We start from the raw sequence: 16,346 nt of genomic DNA, 5'->3' as shown, positions 1-16,346 counted from the left end.
CTATTTAGCAGCTAAAACTATTTTAGCAAATGAAGCTGCTTCTAATGAAGCTCCTCCTATTAATCCACCATCGATATCAGCTTGAGCTAATAATTCAGCAGCATTTTCAGGTTTCATTGATCCTCCATATTGGATTACCATCTCTTCAGCTACAGCACCAAACATAGATCTTAATACATCTCTAATCTCTTTGTGAGTTTCTTGTGCCATTTCTGGAGTAGCAGTTTTTCCTGTTCCTATTGCCCATACTGGCTCATAAGCTATGATTATATTTTTAGCTTCTTCAGCTGTTATATCTTTTAATCCTTCTCTTACTTGAGTTTCATTTACTTGAGTAGTTCTTCCAGCTTCTCTATCTTCTAATTTTTCTCCAACACATAGGATAGGAGTCATTCCAGCTGCAAGTACAGCCTTTACTTTCTCGTTGATAAATGCATCTGTTTCACAGAAGTACTCTCTTCTTTCTGAGTGTCCTAAGATTACATATTTTACTCCTATTGCTTTTAACATTGTAGGAGAAACTTCTCCAGTATAAGCTCCTGATGATTTTGGATATACGTTTTCAGCAGCTATCTCTACATTACTTCCTTCTACTGCTTTTACAGCATCTGATAAAGCTGTGAATGGAGCTCCTATTACTATTTTTACTCCTTCTACATCTTTTACTAATCCTTTTAATTCAGTAAGCATTTCTACAGCTTCTGCATTTGTTTTATTCATTTTCCAGTTTCCAGCTATTACATTTGTTCTCATGAAATTTCCTCCATTATAATTATATTTACTCTTATTTTACATCTTATCATAGAGCTTAGCAATTTTCAACTATTACATTGGTCAGTAACTAACTCTTAATTGAGCAATCTTTTACGATTTTCCTCTTCTAAAATATCACTATAGTAATTTTCAGCATTTTCATAGAAGTCCTGTAGTAGATCTCCTATAGAAAATTCTAGCATCTCTACAAATGTTTCATAGTCATGGGCATCATAAGCTTTTTCAGCTTGTTCCATCTCACGTTCAAACTCAGCTATATATTCATCAAAATCACTATATACAAAATCTAAATCTCCACTAGCTTTTATAAGTAATAATAGATTATAGAACCATCTTAAAAATATTCCTCTCTCTACTATCTCTATCTCACTCACCATTACTGCTGTTTTTCCAGAATTCTCCTCTTCGTCATCTTCAGAATCAAAAATTGAGAAAAATATATCAATCTGTTCCTTAGCTCTCATTATTGAGTCTAGCAACATCTCTCCCTCTGTTTTAGTTATTACTTCTACTAATTTCAAATCTTTTAAATTTACAACAGTATTATCTTTCAATTTTTCCCCGTTTATATAAAACTTATATGGAACTTTATTATCTTGAGTCAGTTGTTTTGTTATCTCATTTATCATTCGTCCAAAGCTTTTAAATCTTTTTTGCTTTAACTCTACCTTTTTATTATCTATATATAACTCCATCTTCTCTCCTAATCTATGGCTTAAAAATTTTTGAAACAGCTAAAGAGAAAACATATATATTATTGGGAGTTCCAACCTTCTTTATCTCCTTTACCATCTCTTTTATTGTACTTCCTGTTGTTACAATATCATCTACAATCAGTATATTCTTTCCCTCTATATCTAATCCTCTATTTCTAAAGGCATTGTAGATATTTTCCTTTCTACTTCCACTATTGAGTAACTCATACATATGTTTAGTATTTTTTTCTCTTTCTATCTTCTGATACTTTATACCACAATTATCAAGTAACTCCTCTACTTGATTAAAGCCTCTCTCTTTCTCCCGTTCTTTACTTATAGGAACAGGCAATATCATATCAATTTCCTTCTCTAAAATAAGTTCTGTTAAAGGTCTCTTAATAATAGAGGATATCTCTTTTCCTAAACTTTTTCTATTTTTTAATTTAAAATCAGCTATTAATCTCTTTATCTCATCGTTATAATAATACAAATAGTAATAATTTTCAATATTTTTTATCTTACCCTTTTTTCTTAGAGTAAAATAACACTCTTCACAAATATAACTGTTATCTTGGGAAATTTTTTTACATATTGGACATCTTTGAGAAAAAACCAGATTTTTAATACTCTGGACAAGGTTTTTTCTTATCATTTTTCTCCATATTCACTATCTTTGCAGAATACATCTCCGTATATCCACAGTTAAGGCAGGTTTTTATATAATAAGTTCCAAACTCTAGCTTTAAACCAGGGCTTTTTTCTGGAATAACTGTTGTTTTTACTTGATATTTTTCACATCCACATTTTACACATTTAAAATCCAATTTCATCACCCCATGTTAAATTTTTTGTCCAAGATATTTTTTTCCCTAAAAAACTTATACAATCAAATCTAATCTTAGATGATAATTTTCTATTCAAAGTCAGATAAATTTCGGCAGCTTTATATATTCTTCTAATCTTTCTATAATCAACTGCCTCTATTCCATAACCAAATCTACTATCTTTTCTATACTTTACCTCTACAAATACTATCGTGTCCTCTATCCTTGCAATTATATCTATCTCGCCAGCTTTAACTCTATAATTTCTCTCTAGTATCTCATATCCTCTTGAGATAAGTAACTTTGTAGCTAACTCCTCATACCTATCTCCAACACTTCTATTATTTTGCATTTTCTCCCAATATTTTTGTTAAAAATGTCTTTCTGTGAATAGGTGTTGGTCCATACTTTAAAAGAGCTTCTCTATGAGCCTTTGTTCCATATCCTTTATGTTTTTCAAAGTGGTATTCTGGATACTCTTTTCCCTCTTCAACTAACATCCTATCTCTTGTTACCTTTGCAATTATAGAAGCTGCTGCTATAGATAAACTCTTCGCATCCCCTTTTATCACCGGTTCCTGCTCTCCATTATACTCTCTTATTTTAAAATTTCCATCTACAAGTATCAGAACATCTGTACTACTCTTTTTTCCTAACTCCTCTATAGCTCTTCTCATAGCTAAGAAAGTTGCATTCAATATATTTATCTCATCTATCTCTTGAGCTGAAGCTACTCCTATACCTACTTCAAAATTTTCCATAATAATATCGAAAAGTTTCTCTCTCTTTTTCTCAGTAAGTTTCTTAGAATCATTTATCTCCTGAAGTTTTTCTGAATATTTTTTTAATTTTACTGCTGCTGCTACGACACTCCCAGCAAGAGGTCCTCTTCCAGCTTCATCTACTCCTATTATCTCTGTTCCTTTTTCTAAATCAAATTGATAAAGTAAATTACTCTCCATCTTTTATCTCACTTTCTATCTTAGATATATCTATTCCCACATGTCTTGCCGCTCTTTTAAAATCTTCAGGTAATGGAGCAATTACCCTCATCTCAATATTTTTTGTAGGATGTGTAAATTTTAAACTGTAAGCGTGTAGCATCTGTCTCTCTGCTCCTTCGCTCCCATTTCCATAGGTTGTATCTCCCATTATTGGGTGATTAAGATGTTTCATATGAACTCTTATTTGATGAGTTCTTCCAGTTTCTATTCTTACCTTAACTAAAGAGTGATTTTTTCCCTCATCTAAAACTTCATAATTTGAGATAGCTATCTTTCCATTCTCATTTACTACCGCCATCTTCTTTCTATCTCTAGGATCTCTTCCTATCAAAGTTTCTACTCTTCCACTTTTTTCCTTAAATATTCCCTTTGTTATACAAACATAGGTTTTTTCTAAAGTTTTCTCTTTAAACATCTCTGAAAGTTTTCCATGAGCCTCATCATTTTTCGCTACTACTATTACTCCACTTGTATCCTTATCCAATCTATGAACTATACCTGGTCTTATCACTCCATTTATTGTAGATAGATCCTTTATATGATATAAAAGAGCATTCACAAGTGTTCCTGTATAATTTCCATGGGCTGGATGTACCACTAAATTAGGTGATTTATTAATTACCACTATATCACTATCCTCATAAATTATATCTAGTGGTATATCTTCTGGTATTAAATCTAACACCTCATCCTCTGGAATATTTACAACAATCGTTTCCGTTCCCTTTAATTTATTTCCACTCTTTGTAATCTTTTTTCCCTGTATCTCTACTAATCCATTATCTATTATCTTTTGGATATATGATCTAGTTGCATCATCTATCAACTCATTTAAAAATTTATCTATTCTTTTACCTTTATCATCTTCATTAGCATATACTGTTAATGTTTCCTTTATATCCATTATTTTTCTCCTATACATTCTCTATTCACTATATTATACCATACTAGAAAATATTTTGTATATAAATATAAAAAGGAAAAAATCTACTATTAGTAGGCTTTTTCCCTTTATATAATTAAATTATTTTACTTTCTTATCTTCTCTATCACTCTAAATACTACTCCAAATACTATACTTGGTAATATCCAAGCTAATCCATAATCTTGGAAAGGTAGCCTTGTATATAGAGTTGCTATTGTAACTGGACATGCTCCTAACATTTGTAAAGTTTCAACTGCTCCTATCAATCCAGCTCCTATTACACACCCTATAAATACTCCTCTACTTCCTAAATATTTTTTAAAGAAGTTTAAAACTATAAGAACAATAGCTATTGGATATATAAAAGTTAATATTGGAGCTGCTATCTGAACTATTAAATCAACACCAAAACTAGCAAAAATAAAACTTACTAAAACATTAATAATAACTATTTTTTCATATTTAATTTTTAATATTGAACTAAAATAATCTCCAACTGTAGCTGTAAGCCCTATTGCAGTAGTAAGACATGCTCCAGCAACACAGATACCTAGAAGAATATTTCCAGTTTTTCCTAAAAGTCTTGCTATAATATCATTTAAAAGCTGAGTTGTTCCTCTATTTTCTAATACAGCTGTTGAAGTTGCACCTATATATAAAAGTCCTCCATATACTATTGCTAATCCTAATACAGCTATTCCACTAGCTTTTAATAAAAATACTAATTGCTCTTTTCTTCCTAAATCTTTATTTTTTCCAGTTATAGTTTTTAAAATTATACTTGCAAATATAATAGCTGCAAGAGTATCCATTGTCTGATACCCATTATAGAATCCATATCTAAAATTATTTGTCGTTCCTGTTGCTATTACCTCTCCTATCGGAGTAGATACCCCTTTAAATATTATAATAGCTAAAACTATTAAAAGAATTGGAGTTAAAATTTTCCCTATTCTATCTATTACTTCACTCTCTCTCAAAGAAAATAGTAAAACAACTCCAAAATAAATTGCTAGAAATAGATACTTTAATATTGAACTATCTCCATTTAAATGTGGAAGTACCATTACTTCATAAGCTGTTGCTCCAGTTCTTGGTATAGCTAAAAATGGTCCTATTGCTAAAATTAAGACAGTATTAAAAACTCTACTAAATAGTGGTGATACTTTATCTGAAAAGTGATCCAGTTCTGTACCAGCAAAACCTGAAGCTATTATTCCCATTAATGGAAAACCAATTCCAGTAATACAAAAACCAAAAGCTGCTAATTTCCAGTTATCTCCTACTATATATCCTACAGTTGGTGGAAATATTAAGTTTCCTGCTCCAAATAACATTGCAAATAGTGCAAATCCTGTTAAAATAATATCCTTGCTCTTATAAATTGTTCTCACTCCCTTATTCAGTTTTTAATGTTCTATCCCCATAAATATGTTTTATACTATTTTTTTAGACATAAACGACTTATAAATTATACCATTTTTTATAAAATACGTCAAATCATATATTTATATTTCCTAAATTTATTTTTCAAGACTATTATTTTAAGAGAAAAAGTTGTAAAATATAGAAAAAAATTAAGGAGTTATTATGAAAGTTAAAATATATCCATCAAAATGTTCTGGTGAAGTTACTCTTCCACCTTCAAAAAGTATGGCACACAGAGCTATTATCTGTGCCTCTCTTGCAAATGGTAAAAGTAAAATTGAAAATATAGCTTACTCTGATGACATCATTGCTACTATTCAAGGAATGAGAAAACTTGGAGCTATTATAACAGAAGAAGGTAATAATTTATATATTGAAGGAGTTAAAAATTTTTCTAATTTAAAGGAAAATATTATAGAGTGTAATGAATCTGGTTCTACCCTTAGATTTTTCATTCCTATATTTTCACTTACTAATCAAAAAATTGAGTTTAGAGGTAGAAATAGACTGCTCCAACGTCCACAAAAAATATATGAAGAGATATTCAAAAGTCAAAATCTTTTATACTTTCAAGATAATGAAAAAATTGAGATATCTGGTAAATTAAAAGCTACTAACTATACCATTAGAGGAGATATTAGCTCTCAATTCATAAGTGGATTGCTATTTACTCTTCCACTTCTTGAGGGAGATTCTACTATTAAAATTATTCCTCCCTTTGAATCAAAATCATATATTGATTTAACTATTGAAATGTTAAATAGATTTGGAATAGAGATTGAATTTTTAGATGAGTTGACTATTTTTATTAAAGGAAACCAACACTACACTCCAACTGATTACTATGTAGAAGGTGATTTTTCTCAACTTGGTTTTTTTGCAGTATTGGGTGCTATTAATAACGATCTGACTTGTAAAGGATTGAATACAAAATCTAAACAGGGGGATAAAGAGATAATTGATATTTTAAAAAAATGTCATATTGATGTGGAAACCCTTGAAAATGGATATAGATTTTTTAATGGTATTCCACAAAGCTATAATATTAACCTTGAAAATTGTCCTGATCTTGGTCCTATTCTAACTGTATTATCTGCATATGGTAATGGAAGTTTTAAGATATACAATGCTCATAGATTAAGATATAAAGAGAGTGATAGAATAGAAGCTATGGAAATGGAGCTTAAAAAATTGGGAGTAGATATAAACTCTGATCAAGATAGTATTTATATCACAGGAAAAAGAAATTATACTAGCTGTAATGAAGTTTTTGGACATAAAGACCATAGAGTTGTTATGAGTCTTGCTATTTTTGCAACAATGCTTGATAAACCTTTAATTATTGATGGAGCTGAAGCAATTTCAAAATCCTATCCTAATTTCTTTGAAGATTTGAAAAAACTAAATATTAAACTGGAGATATTCTAGTTGATACAAAAGAGGGTATTACAAACTTTTAGTTTATAACACCCTCTCTCTTATTTTGGAGTATTTAATCTCTTTATAGCTATATCTCTAGCTTTTAAATATTGTTCTTGAGTAATATATTTTTGCATCTCTATCTGACTTCTTATTCTATCTTTTAAAATACTTGCCTCTATTGCTCCTATTTTATCAAATATAGCATCTATCTTTTCAAGGTTAGCCTCTGGTCCCTCTAACACATACTTATTCACTTCTAACTCTAGTTGTTTTTTCTCAAGTATTAACATCTTATAATTAGTGCTAACTCTATTTACCATCATCTTAGCTTTTTCTACATTTTCAGATGTTACTCCTACCTTTAAAAAATCCTCATCTGAAACTATTCCTAATCCCTCTGATGCAATTATTGTTGTTGAGCATAGTACTATTACAAGGAAATAAATAATCTTTTTCATTGATGTCCTCCACTATATCTGCGTATCTAATCCAAATAATTCATCAGTATCTATCTCTATTTTTTTATCATCAAAAAAGTTTGGATTAAAGAAATGCTCTAAAGATAAATCACTCTTTCCATAACTTACCTTATTTGTAGTTTTATTTATAGCATAATTTAAAGTTGATTCTATAGGCGTCTCACTAATTAACATTTGATAAGTCGAGCTTGTAAAAATCCCTAGAAAAAATAGTGAAACTGAAAATAGTGATTTTCTTTTATTTTTTCTTTTCTCCTGCTCAAACAACTCTTTATATATATTAGCTTTTACTCTATCTTTTGGTGATACCATATCAATTTCCTCCCATATCCTTGATTGCCTTATAATATATAGATTTTATTGTTGAGATATTGATATTTTTCATATCTGCTATCTCTTTTAACTTATATCCATATATATCTTTCAGTATTACGATCTCTCTCTCTTTAGGTGATATTAATTTCAATTTTTCCTCTAAAAAAATTGATGTCTCAATATTGCTATTATCCTCTAACATCAATATCTCCTCATTAATATCTAACTCTATCTTTCTTTTTCTAAAAAAATCATAAATCTTATTAATTGCAATCTTGTATATCCAAGTATATATATTACTTTCAGAACGAAAGCTCTTTAAGTTTCTATAGACACTCATAAAAACTTCCTGAGATATGTCTTCAGCATCTTCAGGATTTTTTACTACCCCTAAAACTTTGTAATATATCCTATCAAAATACTCCTCGAAAATCTCATCAAAGTCCATTAATTTCTACCCTCACACTTTTTTATATCATTTAGACGCCATTCTATTAAAAAAAGTTTAAAACTTCTTATTAGAATTTATACTTCCAGAGAAATTAATTTGAACTGTGTGATTCTCTAAGTTTATCTCTGTGTCCTCTTGGATCTCTACCACTTTATTTGTTGGAATTTTTCTACTGCTATCTCCAGCTCTTCCCTTACTTCCTTGCCAAGAAAGATCTATATATCCATTTAAGAATGTTTCTTCTATGTATGAAAGAGTGTACGCTCCCTCTTTTACATAATACTCTCTTCCTGAATCAATAACAATATTATCTAATTTTACACTATTATATCTTCCTCTATCATAATTTATAACCACTTTTTTTCTTCCAGCTATCTTATCTAAAGAGATATTTTCATTACTTCTAATAGATGTACACGCTGTTAAAAGAATAAAAAGTACACTAATTATTACTCTCCATATTTTCATTTTCCATATCCTCCATTATTAACTTTTTTAACTCAATTAATATTTCAGATTCATCTACCTTTTTAACTACCTGTCCTTTTTTGAAAAGAACTCCTACACCTTTTCCTCCAGCTACACCGTAGTCTGCTTCTCTAGCTTCTCCAGGTCCATTTACAATACACCCCATTACAGCTATCTTAATCTTTCTCTTCTCGTTTTCAAACTCTTTTTCAACTTTTTTAGCTAACCCTATCAAATCTATCTCTGTTCTACCACAAGTTGGGCATGATACAATCTCAACTCCAGCATCTATAAGTCCTAAAACCTTAAGTATTTCCTTAGCAACTTTTATCTCTTCTACTGGATCTTCAGTAAGAGAAACTCTTATTGTATCTCCTATTCCATCTACTAATAATGATCCTATTCCTATTGCAGATTTTACAGTTCCTTGAAAAGCTGTTCCAGCCTCTGTTACTCCCAAATGTAATGGATAATCTACTAATTTGCTTATTTTTCTATACGCGTCTACCATCATCTTAACATTACTTGCCTTTAGTGAGATTATTATATCTTCAAATCCATTTTTTTCCAATAGATTTATATGATACATTGCACTTTCTACCATTCCATCAGCAGTTGGTTTTCCATATTTTTCAAGTATATGTTTCTCAATTGAACCTGAGTTTACACCTATTCTTATTGGAATATTTCTTTCTTTTGCTTTTTCTACAACAGCCTTTATATTCTCATCAGAACCTATATTTCCAGGATTAATTCTAAGTTTATCTATTCCATTTTCTATTGCCAGTAGAGCTAATTTGTAATCAAAATGAATATCTGCACATAGAGGAATATTTACTCTTTTCTTAATCTCCCCTATTGCCTTAGCTGCCTCTTCGTTATTAATTGTCATTCTCACCATTTGGCATCCAGCAGATTCTAATTTCTTAATTTGTGCAACTGTAGCTTCTACATTACTTGTTGTTGTATTTGTCATCGATTGTATTACAACTGGATTTCCTCCACCTATTAAAAGGTTACCCACTTTTACTACTCTACTCATAATTATCCCTCTTTATTTTGTTTTTGGCATATATTTCATTGGATTTAAAGCCTTTCCATTTTTTCTAAGCTCAAAGTGAAGATGTGGTCCTGTTACCCTTCCACTTTGTCCAGTTTTTCCTATTAACTCTCCAGTTTTTACATACTGTCCTTTTCTAACTCCAATTTTATCTAGATGTCCATATCTAGTTTCATATCCTCCACTATGTTGAATAATTATTATCTTACCATAACCATTCATAGTTCCAGCAAAGGTTACTTTTCCCTCTTTTGAAGCATAAAGAGGTACAAAGTGAGCTCTTAAGTCAGCTCCAGCATGATAAATATATCTCTTTAAAACTGGATGGAATCTATTTCCTTGAGGACTTGTTAACCCTGTATACTTAATTGGCATTATAAACCCTAAGCTACTTCTATTATCAACAGTAGGACTTGTTGTTCCTAGATATTTTGTTACATTAGGATTTTTTATATACAGCGTATCTCCAACTTGAACTGTATTTGAAGTAAGATTATTTATCTTCTTTACTTCATCTATATTAACTTTGAATAACTCTGCTATCTTATTTAAAGAATCCCCTTTTCCAACTTTATAGAAAATTCCATTTCCTGTTAATACTGTAAGCTTTTGTCCAACTTTTAAATTATTTGCAGATACTCCTGGGTTATTTGCCATAAGAACACTCAGTCCCATTCCATGGGCTTCTGCTATTTCTGATAATGTATCACCTTTTTGGACTACATAAACTTTTTTTTCTGGAATTTTATTTTCATCTACTGGAGTTACTGTTCCTTTACTTCCGAATACTGAATATTCTCTAGTAAAAGTATAGAAGTTATCAGCTTGAACTTCCCAACCTCCAGTTTCTACTGCTCCCTCTTCATAATAATCTGTAAATTGCTTCAAATCTACTACTTCAGTTTTAAAAGGAGTTCCAACTAACATACCAACATAGAAAGTTATGATTAATATTATAAGTACAACTATCTTATTTCTCATCCTTTACCCCTTTTTCAAACTGTTCTAGCATACTTTTATTACTTTGAGTACTTTTTAATGTATCTACTAATCTTTTTAAACTTTCAGCTTTATCAAATTTTGAAAGATGTCTTCTTATCTTCCAAATTGCTTCTAACTCTTTTTTAGGAATTAATAGATCCTCTTTTCTAGTTCCAGAACGTTGAATATCTATTGCTGGGAATAATCTAAGTTCAGCTAAGTTTCTATCTAAATGAATATCACAGTTTCCTGTAGATTTAAACTCTTCGTAAATTATATCGTCCATCTTACTACCTGTATCTACAAGAACAGTAGCAATTATAGTTAAACTTCCTCCCCCTCTAATATTTCTAGCAGTTCCGAAAAAGTTTTTAGGATAATATAAAGCTGTCGGATCTATACCTCCAGATATTAATTTTCCACTAGATGGTATCACTATATTGTAAGCTCTTGCAAGCCTTGTCAACGAATCCATTAAAATAACTATATTCTCGCCATTTTCTACTTTTCTTTTAGCTCTCTCTAAGATACTTTCAGTTACTTTAATATGATTTTTAGGATCCTCATCAAAGGTAGAAGCAAATACCTGTGCCCCAATTACAGTCTCTTTTATATCTGTAACCTCTTCTGGTCTCTCATCTATTAATAAAATCCATACCTCTACATCTTTACTAGTCTGCATTATTGAGTTTGCAAGACTACTTATCAACATAGTTTTTCCAGCTTTTGGTGGAGCTATTATAAGGGCTCTTTGCCCTCTCCCTATTGGTGCTATTAGATCTATTATTCTTCCTGATATATTCTTGCTATCTGTTTCTAAAGTAAACTTCTCTGTTGGATATGCTGGAATAAGCTCTTCAAAAGGTACTCTAGATTCAGCTGCTTCTAAAGTTCCATCATTAACTAGTAAAACCTTTTTTAAAGCATAGTTTTTCTCATCTCCAGAAGGTTCTCTTACCTCTCCTACGACTCTATCTTCAGTTCTTAATTTGAATTTTCTTACTTGTGAAGCTGAAACATATATATCCTTTTCTACACTTGTTCCTCTCAAAAATCCATATCCATCTGGGAGAACTTCTAAAACTCCCCATGCTATGTCAGTTCCCTCTTTACTTTCGATATCCTTTTCAATTAACTCTTTTATCTCATTTTTCTTTATTCCAGATTTTATTGTTAATCCTAGCTGTTTTGCTATCTCTAAAAGCTCCTTTAAAAGAAACTTATCCAATCTATCCATATCCACCTCAATATTAAATAATATTTTACTCTACAATATCTCCATATAAAGTCCATGTTTTACAATCATTTATCTTTACATTTACGAAAGTTCCCTCTAAAGCTTTATCTCCCTTAAATAGAACTATCTTGTTAGTAGAAGTTCTTCCACTTAATACCTCTTTGTTTTTCTTACTTTCTCCCTCTACTAACACTCTTACAGTTTTTCCGACATATGTTTTACTCTCTGCTAATGAGCATGCTGTTTGTACATCTATTAATCTTTGAAGTCTATCCTTCTTTACAGCCTCATCTATTTGATTTTCCATAGTAGCTGCTCTTGTTCCCTTTCTTATAGAGTACATAAACATGAAACTGTTGTCAAATTGAATTTCTCTTACTACATCTAATGTATCTTGGAAATCCTCTTCTGTTTCTCCAGGGAATCCAACTATAATATCTGCTGTAAGGGCTACTCCTGGTATTCTTTCTTTTATTTTGTTAGCTAAAGCTATATACTGCTCTTTAGTATATCCTCTATTCATAGCCTTTAATATAGTTGATGATCCAGCTTGTAATGGAAGGTGTAATGATCTTGCTATCTTTTCATTTTTAGCAATTACATCAATTACTTCATCTGTGAAATCTCTAGGGTGTGGAGAAACAAATCTAACTATAAAGTCTCCCTCTACTTTACAGATCTCCTCTAGTAACCTTGCAAAATTATCTCCATTTGTGAACTCTTTTCCATAAGAGTTTACGTTTTGTCCAAGTAATATTATCTCTTTATATCCTTTAGATACATACTGTCTTACATCATGTAAGATCTCTTCCATAGGAACTGATCTCTCTCTTCCTCTAACATATGGTACTATACAATATGCACAGAAGTTATTACATCCATAAGTTATTGAGATTGAAGCTGTTTTCTTAGATTCGAAATCAGCATCTAATCTAGGTGGTAGATCATCTTCACAGTCTGTGAAAACAAGATGCTTATCTACTCCATGCTCTATATCATCTATAGCTTGCGGTATTCTTCCTATATTTTGGTTTCCCATAACAATATCTATTTGTGGGAATTTTTTTACTAACTCAATACCTTGCTCTTGAGCAAAACATCCAGTTACTCCTATTATCATACCTTTATTTTCTTTTATGTGCTTTAACTCTCCTAATTTACCATAGATTTGAGTTGCTGCTCCCTCTCTTACTGTACATGTATTTAAAAAAGTAACATCAGATTCTTCTATATTATCAGTAATTTCATATCCCATATTTTGGAACATCTTTTTTATTTTTGCACTTTCGTTTACGTTCATTTGACAACCATAAGTTATGATTGAAGCTTTTTTCACTATTTTTCCTCCTATTAATAACATTTTTTTAGTCTTTTTTGATTTTTGACAAAATAACTCATCTTATCATTTTACCAGTTTTTTCTATATTTTTCAAATAAAAAATAGTTACATTTTAATAAACTTTTTCTAATTTAATACTTGCTCTCTTTTGTATTTATGTTATAATAAAAAAAAATAAATTATTTTTATTATTATAATATTTTGGAAAAAAAATACAAAAAAGGAGGAAAGATTTATATGAAAAAACCTATAATAGGTATAACATCAGCTTATGAAATAGAAGATGGTCTTAGAAACTACCATAGAACTACTGTCAGCATCGACTATTCAAAATCTATTATAGAAAGTGGAGGTATTCCTATTGTTTTACCTGTTACCTCTAATCTAGAAGTAATCAAAAAACAACTTGAACTACTTGATGGAATTATCTTTGCTGGAGGAGTAGATATTAATCCTAGCTACTATGGACAAGATTTTGAACAAAATATGGGAATCATCTCCCCAGAAAGAGATGAATGTGAATTTCTTATCTTAAAAGAGTTCTTTAAAACTAATAAACCTATACTTGGTATCTGTAGAGGTCATCAATTAATCAATGTATTTTTAGGTGGAACTCTTTTTCAAGATCTAAGATATAAAGGAACTGAAGTATTAAAACATAGTCAAGACTTTTTTCCTGAATTAGCAGTTCATAAGGTTAAAATTACTGATAACGATAATATCTTAAGTAAACTTTTTGGAAAAGAGATCTCTACTAACTCTTTTCATCATCAAGCAGTTGATAAGTTGGGGGAAAATTTAACAATTATAGCTGTAACTGAAGATGGAGTAATTGAAGCTTTTCAAATGAAAAATCACAAATTCCTTTATGGATTACAATGGCATCCTGAAATGATGACTGCTAGAGGAAACGAAGATATGAGAAAAATATTTGTTGAATTTGTTAATAGTTGTAAATAGAAAAGTTAAAAAATTTAAATGGGGGAGATATAAAAATGTTAAATTATTTCGAAGCTTTTGTTAATTTTTTGTGGGGACTACCTATTATTGTGATAATTCTAGGAACTGGTCTATATTTTACTTTTAAATTAGGATTTTTTCAAGTTATTTACCTTAAACATATATTTTCAGAAACTATTCTTAAAATTATAAAAAAAGGAAATAAGGCAGAAGGAGAGGAAAAGGACTTATTACTCCTTTTGAAGCCGTTTCTACTGCTATTGGTGGTTCTGTAGGTGTTGGAAATATTGGTGGAGTAGCTACTGCTATGGCTGTTGGAGGTCCTGGGGCTCTATTTTGGCTATGGATTGCTGCTTTTGTTGGAATGATCCTTAAAATGGCTGAAGTTTCTTTAGGTGTGTATTATAGAGAAAAAGATGAAAAAGGGGAGCTTTATGGAGGTCCTACTTATTATATGGAAAAAGGACTAGGTGAAGAAAAGGGGATTAAGTGGTGGTTTATTCCTGCTATAATTTTTGGTGGTGGAATTATCTCTACTTTCTTTATAACTGTACAAAATTATACTGTATCTGAAGCTATCAGTTCAGCTTTTGGAATAAAAATAATATACGCTAGTATAATATATATCGTTTGTAACTATATTCTTATCATTGGTGGGATAAAATCTCTTGGAAAATTAGCTGGAAAAGTTGTTCCTTTTATGTGCCTTTTCTATGTAATAGCAGCTCTATACATAGTTTTAATAAATATTCATAATCTTCCTGAAACATTTAGACTTATTTTTTCAGGTGCTTTTAATGGAACTGCTGCTATTGGTGGATTTACTGGAGCTACTTTTAGACAAGCTATGAGAATTGGAATGGCTAGATCTGTATTTAGTAATGAAGCTGGTTGGGGAAGTTCTCCTATGATACATTCTTCTGCTCAAACTGATCATCCTATAAAACAAGGTCTTTGGGGAGCTTTTGAAGTATTTGTAGATACTATGGTTGTTTGTACTTTAACTTGTTTAGTTATTGTTATCACTGGTGTATGGAATAGTGGAGCTACTGGAGCGACTCTTACTTTAAGTGCATTTGAAACTGGTATGGGATCGGCTAGTAAAATATTTATCGCTGTTGGAATTTTTCTATTTGGAGTAACTACATCTTCTGGATGGTATGCTTATTATGAGATTATCTTAAGACATCTTATGAAATCATCTCCAAAATTAAAAGATAGTATCTTAAAATTTTATAGAATTTTTTACCCTGTTCCTGGATTTGTAATGGTAGTAATGGCTACAACAATAGGAATGCCTGGGGCTAAAGTATGGCTGTTTGCAGATTTTACAACTGCTATTCCTACTTTTATAAATATCGCTGTTATTCTATCTTTAAGTGGAACTTTCTTTAAACTATTTAAAGACTATAAAACTAGATATATACTTAAGAAAGAAGTAGCAGAAGAGGATAAAATCCCTGTGTTTTATGAGGATAAAAATAGATAATTTAAAAGAAGAGGGAAATTTTATTCATCCCTCTTCTTTATTTTTTTAATAATTATTTTCTAGAGTTAAAGCCACTGCTCCTAGAAGACCAGCATTATCACCTAATTCAGGATAAACAATATAGTTATCAATATTTTCTAAAATTTCAGTTGTTTGAATATATCCTTTTAATAGTTCAACAATCTCTTTTCTTATCTTTGGAAATAGTTGTTCCTGTTTCATAACTCCACCACCTAGAATTATTTTTTCTGGAGATAGAGTTAGTATGAAGTTAACTAATCCTTGAGCTATATAGTAAGCTTCTAAATCCCAAGCTTCATGATCTGATGGTAGCTCATATCCTTTTTTCCCCCATCTAGCCTCTATAGCTGGACCTGCTGCCATTCCCTCTAAGCAATCTTTATGAAATGGACACTTTCCTTCATAGTTATCTTTAGGGTGTCTTTTTATTATTATATGTCCCATCTCTGGGTGTAGCATACCATGTACTAG

The 16,346-nt window shown here is 30.6% G+C and carries 19 protein-coding genes and 1 pseudogene; 3 read left to right on the top strand and 17 right to left on the bottom strand.

The window, feature by feature from the left end:
- The 8 genes from tpiA to brnQ all read right to left on the bottom strand — a co-directional run bounded on the left by tpiA (position 1) and on the right by brnQ (position 5,610).
- Positions 1-753, bottom strand: a complete 753-nt coding sequence (gene tpiA / locus IAA47_05635) for a triose-phosphate isomerase (GenBank protein ID MBU3842449.1) — start codon at positions 751-753, stop codon at positions 1-3.
- 95 nt (positions 754-848) lie between these two features.
- Entirely contained in the window at positions 849-1,469 is a 621-nt protein-coding gene (locus IAA47_05630; protein MBU3842448.1) for a chemotaxis protein, read from the bottom strand.
- Between the two features lie 13 nt (positions 1,470-1,482).
- A complete protein-coding gene (locus IAA47_05625) occupies positions 1,483-2,124 on the bottom strand; it encodes a ComF family protein (protein ID MBU3842447.1) in 642 nt (213 codons plus the stop codon).
- Complete coding sequence (locus IAA47_05620) at positions 2,093-2,302, bottom strand: hypothetical protein (GenBank protein MBU3842446.1); 210 nt, start codon at positions 2,300-2,302, stop codon at positions 2,093-2,095. The genes IAA47_05625 and IAA47_05620 overlap by 32 nt, the downstream gene beginning before the upstream one ends.
- Positions 2,286-2,648 carry a YraN family protein gene (locus IAA47_05615; protein ID MBU3842445.1) on the bottom strand — a complete coding sequence of 121 codons (363 nt, stop codon included), beginning with the start codon at positions 2,646-2,648 and terminating at the stop codon, positions 2,286-2,288. Before IAA47_05615 ends, IAA47_05620 begins: the two co-directional genes overlap by 17 nt.
- Entirely contained in the window at positions 2,638-3,258 is a 621-nt protein-coding gene (locus IAA47_05610) for a ribonuclease HII (GenBank protein MBU3842444.1), read from the bottom strand. The genes IAA47_05615 and IAA47_05610 overlap by 11 nt, the downstream gene beginning before the upstream one ends.
- A complete protein-coding gene (locus IAA47_05605; GenBank protein MBU3842443.1) occupies positions 3,248-4,207 on the bottom strand; it encodes an RluA family pseudouridine synthase in 960 nt (319 codons plus the stop codon). Before IAA47_05605 ends, IAA47_05610 begins: the two co-directional genes overlap by 11 nt.
- A gap of 122 nt (positions 4,208-4,329) precedes the next feature.
- The gene (gene brnQ, locus IAA47_05600; GenBank protein MBU3842442.1) at positions 4,330-5,610 is read right to left on the bottom strand and encodes a branched-chain amino acid transport system II carrier protein; all 1,281 of its coding nucleotides are present in this window, start codon (positions 5,608-5,610) and stop codon (positions 4,330-4,332) included.
- Positions 5,611-5,815: 205 nt separating this feature from the next.
- Between brnQ and aroA the strand changes: the two genes are divergently transcribed.
- Entirely contained in the window at positions 5,816-7,081 is a 1,266-nt protein-coding gene (aroA, locus tag IAA47_05595; GenBank protein ID MBU3842441.1) for a 3-phosphoshikimate 1-carboxyvinyltransferase, read from the top strand.
- 50 nt (positions 7,082-7,131) lie between these two features.
- Here aroA and IAA47_05590 read toward each other — a convergent pair whose 3' ends face one another.
- The 8 genes from IAA47_05590 to miaB are packed head-to-tail and all read right to left on the bottom strand — an operon-like array spanning position 7,132 to position 13,402.
- Positions 7,132-7,533, bottom strand: coding sequence for a hypothetical protein (locus IAA47_05590; GenBank protein MBU3842440.1), 402 nt, complete (start codon positions 7,531-7,533; stop codon positions 7,132-7,134).
- Positions 7,534-7,545: 12 nt separating this feature from the next.
- Positions 7,546-7,866, bottom strand: coding sequence for a hypothetical protein (locus tag IAA47_05585; protein ID MBU3842439.1), 321 nt, complete (start codon positions 7,864-7,866; stop codon positions 7,546-7,548).
- Position 7,867: 1 nt separating this feature from the next.
- Positions 7,868-8,317, bottom strand: coding sequence for an RNA polymerase sigma factor (locus IAA47_05580; protein ID MBU3842438.1), 450 nt, complete (start codon positions 8,315-8,317; stop codon positions 7,868-7,870).
- Positions 8,318-8,374: 57 nt separating this feature from the next.
- Positions 8,375-8,788 (bottom strand): hypothetical protein, encoded by a 414-nt coding sequence (locus IAA47_05575; GenBank protein MBU3842437.1) that lies wholly within the window; start codon positions 8,786-8,788, stop codon positions 8,375-8,377.
- Positions 8,763-9,830: a flavodoxin-dependent (E)-4-hydroxy-3-methylbut-2-enyl-diphosphate synthase gene (gene ispG, locus IAA47_05570; protein ID MBU3842436.1), complete on the bottom strand. Its 1,068-nt coding sequence runs from the start codon at positions 9,828-9,830 to the stop codon at positions 8,763-8,765. Before ispG ends, IAA47_05575 begins: the two co-directional genes overlap by 26 nt.
- A 12-nt stretch (positions 9,831-9,842) precedes the next feature.
- Positions 9,843-10,829, bottom strand: coding sequence for a M23 family metallopeptidase (locus tag IAA47_05565; GenBank protein MBU3842435.1), 987 nt, complete (start codon positions 10,827-10,829; stop codon positions 9,843-9,845).
- Positions 10,819-12,066, bottom strand: a complete 1,248-nt coding sequence (rho, locus tag IAA47_05560; GenBank protein ID MBU3842434.1) for a transcription termination factor Rho — start codon at positions 12,064-12,066, stop codon at positions 10,819-10,821. The genes IAA47_05565 and rho overlap by 11 nt, the downstream gene beginning before the upstream one ends.
- 25 nt (positions 12,067-12,091) lie before the next feature.
- Positions 12,092-13,402, bottom strand: a complete 1,311-nt coding sequence (gene miaB, locus IAA47_05555; protein MBU3842433.1) for a tRNA (N6-isopentenyl adenosine(37)-C2)-methylthiotransferase MiaB — start codon at positions 13,400-13,402, stop codon at positions 12,092-12,094.
- Positions 13,403-13,642: 240 nt separating this feature from the next.
- Between miaB and IAA47_05550 the strand changes: the two genes are divergently transcribed.
- A complete protein-coding gene (locus IAA47_05550) occupies positions 13,643-14,365 on the top strand; it encodes a gamma-glutamyl-gamma-aminobutyrate hydrolase family protein (GenBank protein MBU3842432.1) in 723 nt (240 codons plus the stop codon).
- Positions 14,366-14,400: 35 nt separating this feature from the next.
- Positions 14,401-15,854, top strand: a pseudogene (locus IAA47_05545) (sodium:alanine symporter family protein).
- Between the two features lie 45 nt (positions 15,855-15,899).
- On the opposite strand, the gene IAA47_05540 reads toward IAA47_05545, so the two are convergent.
- Positions 15,900-16,346: ROK family protein (locus IAA47_05540; protein ID MBU3842431.1), on the bottom strand; the 447-nt coding region annotated here is incomplete at its 5' end.

The sequence above is a fragment of the Candidatus Fusobacterium pullicola genome (assembly GCA_018883725.1).
GTDB classification, from domain to species: domain Bacteria; phylum Fusobacteriota; class Fusobacteriia; order Fusobacteriales; family Fusobacteriaceae; genus Fusobacterium_A; species Fusobacterium_A pullicola.
The sequence above is the reverse complement of the archived record's forward strand: the minus strand, read 5'-3'. Positions and strand labels throughout refer to the sequence as shown.